The following is a 3,754-nucleotide window of genomic DNA, read 5'->3' as shown; positions in this document are numbered from 1 at the left end:
ATGCGGCAGCGCCGCGATTCGGCGCCCTGCGCTCGGCGTTCGGGTCCGGTCGCACACGCCGCGCGCGGAACCTTCCGCACGGACCACCTAAAGTGTGTTGGGGGGCGCGCACGACGAGCCGGCGTTTCGCCGCGACGCCTCGGAAGCTTCGTGGACTCGGACCCTGCCGCATAACGTGTGCTTCTGCTGCGAGCGCTCCAATGAAATGCGGTTGTGGGGCCTCGCCAAACCTTACAGAAGATGAAGGCGAGGCCCCACAACCGCTACCATACCTGCGCTCGTCGGCAGCAAGCGTCGTTATACGGTGGCGCGGACTATGTCGGGTACGGGTATACCACAAAACCGAGGATGCTAAAGTCGTCGTCTAGCGAGAAGATGTTCGGAATTCCGAGCCGAAGCATCACGGCCGCACAAAGCGCGTCGTGAAAGCTGAGAGCGTGCTCCGCATACTTCTCAAGCAAGCGCAACGCATTCGTCTCGTCCGAAGCTTCGAGGCGCAACAGTTTCACGCGAGTGTTCTCGCGCAGAAAGTCGAAGTGCTCCCGGGCCTTCGTGTACGAGGAGGCGTATCGGACGCGAGTAAAGCATTCGTGTGATGTGACATCCAAACAATAGAGCAGATGGTCACTCGACACGAAGAACCGCCGAGCCTCTGCGTGGCGAGGCTCGGCGGGATCATGCAATGCAATCACTGCTGATGTGTCTAGCAGGACCGCTAGTTCATACGCGGTGCTGACGCTCACTCAAACAGCCGGGCTCCCCGGGACAATCCGGAAAAGCTCTCCGGCGAGCACTCGGTAGTTTCCGGGCGGTAGAGTGGCCTGGCTCTCCGGCGCGACGTTCTCGTCCCAGTCTTGATCCACAACCAGGCTGGCTTCTTCGTCGGCAGTCGAGAGCGAAAACTGCTCGACAACAAATCGAAACTCTGTCATTTCGTTACTCCCTGCGGGTGCTCGTTGTGCTTCCATCCCTGGGCCGCGATCTCAAACTGAATGTCCCGCGGAAGGCCTTGAACGAGCGGCATTGGCTGACCAGGGGGGATCTGTACTTGTACGTTGGGCGGCAGCTTCGTTGTCTGCCGCAGAACTCCTGATGTCACAAAGAGATACGACCGAGCGGCCGCCTCCGCAACCCCGCCGACGAAGCGGACGTCCTTCGTGAGGTCGTTTCCGAGGAACGATGCCAAATAGAACTTCTGCCGCAAGTTGAAATCGTCCTCATAGGAGCGGAGTAGCGCATCGGAAGCATCTGCTAACCCATTGTCCATAAAGGAGATGCGCGTTCCCAGGATACGGCTAGCCTCGTCCCGATTAATCATGTGAAGGTGCGAGTGGAACGCGGACGTGAGGTTGGCGATGACCTCCTTTGTGTTCTCGCCCTGGACCGGGTGTAGCGCAAGCAACTTCTCGGCCAGCTGGTTGATCTGCTTAACGACGCGCTGGACGTTACCTAGGGCGAGCGGGTGAACCGCTCCGACTAGGCGCTCCAGAAAAGGCCGAAAGGAGTCTTCCTTAAGCTTCGACTCATCCTTCACTAACTGAAGTGCGATGAAATCCCTGAAGGCGGTGACGTCCTCGACACCAATCGCTAGCCGATTCGCTTGGTTCGCGGGATCAACCGGATTGAACTGATTTCCCGTGGAGGGGTCGATCGGGCTCAGCTCGGATAGCGGGCCGAGGTGGATCCGGCGAGCACCGAGGGCCGCGAGCGTTCCGCTGCTGTGACAACGAAAGGGGGCTATGACCTCAAAGTCAGGATCAAACTCCCGAATCACACTAACGAGCGGCCACACAGAGTTTGTGTCACCGCCTCGAGTGTACAAGAACAGATCGACGCCCTTCTCTGGCTTCGACTCTTTGAGGATGCGAAAGAACGCCTCCTTGACCTCTGCGTGGAACTGCGTCGATAGCCCCTGTACTCCGGGGTCTGAGACTCTGTCGAAGTTCAGGAAGCAGAGCAGCCTGCGTCCGCCGCGGAGCTCCTCAATCTTCGAAATGAGCTGCTTTCGATCGTCGAACGGCATGGTCCCTACTCAAGTGTGGGTCGTTAGAAGCTAGGCGCCGCGCAAGGCTCTCGCATCCGTATAACGTACGCTTCTGCTGCAGGTGCTCCAATAAACCGCGCGGGCGTAGCCCGCGCTACCAAAGGCACCTGTCGGCAGCAAGCCGCGTTATGCGGAGGCCTGGCGCCGCGCGGGAAAATTGCGCCCAGCGCGACGTGAGGAGCGCCCCCGCCGGCGCGCACACGACCATCCGCTCGAACCCCCGAAGAGCCGTTGAGGACCTTGCCACGCAAGTCGGCGATCCGTCACGACGCATCCGCAGCACCGTGGACTCGGACCCTGCCGCATAACGTGTGCTTCTGCTGTGAACGCTCCAATAAGAAGGGTTTGGCGGGGCGTCCGCAACCAAGCCTAGGCCATCACGGACGCGCCGCCAAACCCAATCCGCACCGCGTTCATCGGCAGCAAGCGTCGTTATCCTGCGCGCACCCGTCTACGGTGTGTAGCGCAGTCCTTTATGGCCGCCAATCGCGCTGAGGCCGCGGTCAAGCGCCAGAAGGTGCTTGGGCTGCGATGTGCCAAAGAAGGTAACGCTCGCATACGCAGTGGGATCAAGTGCGCGACGGTGCAGTCCACCCAGGGCGCGGAAGGCGCCGGGAACCCACTTGAAGAAACGGAAGTCGGTCCAATCCTGAAACAAGGCGCGTGAATAAAGGTCGTCTAGGATCTGAAGATAGTGCTCGACAGCTGCCGGGCTTGTGGAGCATTCTTCGGCAATAGCGGCGACTTCCTCGTCTCGCCTAGGCATGTACAGGAAACCACCCCAGACAAAGAAGAAAGTCTGGAGGAAAGCGGGAAAGCAATCGAGGTGCCGCGGTCGCGAAGAGAGAGCTGATACTGCTGAGGCAAGCTGTGGACCGTGGTGAGTAATCAACTTTATCGCATCGCCATGCTGCATGAGATCAAGCGTGTAGCGTTCGACCGCATAGGCGTTCATGATGCGGTGTAGCAGCATGACGTAGAATGCCGATTCGACAATGTCGTCAGGCGCATTGTACGCCGCTTGCAGCACGTCCTGCTTTCGCGAGATAGCGACATCCTCTGGCGCCGTCTTGAATCGATTCTGATAGGCGTCGAAAGAGTGCCCGACCTGCTGCTCAGGGTCGCCGACAAGCCAGAGGTCAGTAGTCAGGAAACGATAATGCTCCTTGAGCCTTGCATGGAGAGCGGTTTGCCCGACGAAGTGGGTGTGAAGCGCCTGCCACGCCAAATAGCGATTGAGCGACACTACTCGCTGCTTCCTCAGGGGTGCGCCGCCCAAGAGCGGCAAGACGAATGACGAAAGCTGTGGCTTCTCGACAATGCGGCACCCAAGTAGCTCCGCGAGCTCCTGGCGGTTGGTCGGGCACGCCTGCTGCACAATCAGGACGTGATCGTCAGCAGGTGGGCTCAGAAGCTGCCTAAGGGACGCAAACTTGCGAATGTCGTTGAAAGAAGGAGTTCCTCCCTTGCATTCAAACAGAATTCGAGATTCTCTCCAAGGACTGAAGATGCTTGCGTAGACGTCAATCTGGGCAGCGTGCTGACCTCCGAGTTCGTAGCACAAGCCACGAAGCACGGTGTAGCCCACGGAAGCGCATGTTGCGGCTGCAAGCTCCTCGAGGACCGTGCTGGATGCCGGTATCAGCTGAGGTGATAACGGTTTGCTCGGGTCAATCTGCATTCCGCGCCCGGATTACGATGGTCAGGATA

The 3,754-nt window shown here is 59.2% G+C and carries 4 protein-coding genes; all 4 read right to left on the bottom strand.

What is annotated here, in order from left to right; all coding sequences use genetic code 11:
- Nucleotides 1-314: 314 nt before the first annotated feature.
- A complete protein-coding gene (locus tag KF689_14455) occupies nucleotides 315-743 on the bottom strand; it encodes a PIN domain-containing protein (GenBank protein ID MBX3134581.1) in 429 nt (142 codons plus the stop codon).
- Nucleotides 744-932: a hypothetical protein gene (locus tag KF689_14450; protein MBX3134580.1), complete on the bottom strand. Its 189-nt coding sequence runs from the start codon at nucleotides 930-932 to the stop codon at nucleotides 744-746. It abuts the gene before it with no gap.
- On the bottom strand, nucleotides 929-2,023 hold the full coding sequence (locus tag KF689_14445) for a hypothetical protein (protein ID MBX3134579.1): 1,095 nt from the start codon (nucleotides 2,021-2,023) through the stop codon (nucleotides 929-931). Before KF689_14445 ends, KF689_14450 begins: the two co-directional genes overlap by 4 nt.
- Nucleotides 2,024-2,495: 472 nt before the next feature.
- Nucleotides 2,496-3,725, bottom strand: a complete 1,230-nt coding sequence (locus tag KF689_14440; GenBank protein ID MBX3134578.1) for a hypothetical protein — start codon at nucleotides 3,723-3,725, stop codon at nucleotides 2,496-2,498.
- Nucleotides 3,726-3,754: the final 29 nt, after the last annotated feature.

Source organism: Gemmatimonadaceae bacterium (genome assembly GCA_019637355.1).
Taxonomy (GTDB): domain Bacteria; phylum Gemmatimonadota; class Gemmatimonadetes; order Gemmatimonadales; family Gemmatimonadaceae; genus Pseudogemmatithrix.
The sequence above is the reverse complement of the archived record's forward strand: the minus strand, read 5'-3'. Positions and strand labels throughout refer to the sequence as shown.

Coding starts and splice junctions, on each gene's coding strand:
- KF689_14450 (MBX3134580.1), bottom strand. CDS start 932: ATGACAGAGTTTCGATTTGTTGTCGAGCAGTTTTCGCTCTCGACTGCC.
- KF689_14445 (MBX3134579.1), bottom strand. CDS start 2,023: ATGCCGTTCGACGATCGAAAGCAGCTCATTTCGAAGATTGAGGAGCTC.
- KF689_14440 (MBX3134578.1), bottom strand. CDS start 3,725: ATGCAGATTGACCCGAGCAAACCGTTATCACCTCAGCTGATACCGGCA.